The organism is Mesorhizobium sp. M7A.F.Ca.US.002.01.1.1, assembly GCF_004022955.1.
In the GTDB taxonomy this organism is placed as follows: Bacteria; Pseudomonadota; Alphaproteobacteria; order Rhizobiales; family Rhizobiaceae; genus Mesorhizobium; species Mesorhizobium ciceri.
This window is the reverse complement of sequence record NZ_RZQE01001023.1, coordinates 1-598: the sequence shown is the minus strand read 5'-3', so window position 1 is coordinate 598 and position 598 is coordinate 1. Positions and strand designations below refer to the sequence as shown.

The 598-nt window shown below is 63.9% G+C and carries 2 protein-coding genes; both read right to left on the bottom strand.

All coding sequences use genetic code 11. The annotated features are described in order from the left end of the window. On the bottom strand, window positions 1-363 hold a 363-nt coding region (locus EN932_RS37500; protein WP_128369590.1), incomplete at its 3' end, for a carboxymuconolactone decarboxylase family protein. Beyond that, window positions 356-598, bottom strand: a 243-nt coding sequence (locus EN932_RS37495; RefSeq protein ID WP_245483421.1) for an alpha/beta hydrolase, incomplete at its 5' end; no start/stop codon positions are given. The genes EN932_RS37500 and EN932_RS37495, both read right to left, overlap by 8 nt.

Genomic DNA, 598 nt, shown 5'->3' with positions numbered 1-598 from the left:
GTCGCGCACCGCACGCGCGACACGGAAGGCCTCGACACCTGCCGGAACGCCGCAATAGACCGCGATCTGGATCAGGGCCGCCCGCAGCTCGTCGTCGCCAAGCCCGTTGCGCATCGCACCTCGAAAATGCACGCCGAATTCATGCATGCGCCCCAGTGCCGCAAGCATGCCGAGATTGAGCAGGCTGCGCTGCTTGAGATCGAGCGCGGCGTCAGTCCAGCATGTGCCCCAGCAATACTCGTTGAGTATGTCCTGGAGGGGACTGGAGAAGTCGTCGGCATTGCCGATTGCGCGGTCGACATAGTCGTCGCCCAGTACTTTGCGGCGGACTGCCTCGCCGGCTTTCTGCAATTTGCTATCCATGGCTGGTCGCCCCTGCCCGTCGTGAGTGGTCATTCAGGAAATCCGCAATCAGGCCAGCGACCGGCCCGGGCGCTTCGATCAGGATCGAATGCCGCAACCCCGGCAGGATCTCGAGCCGCGAGCCGCGGATCTGGTCGTGCATATGACGCGCCATGCGCGGGTTGGATCCCTGGTCGTCCTCCCCCGTCACGATCAGTGTCGACGACCTGATCTGGTCGAGGATGCCGCCGAAATC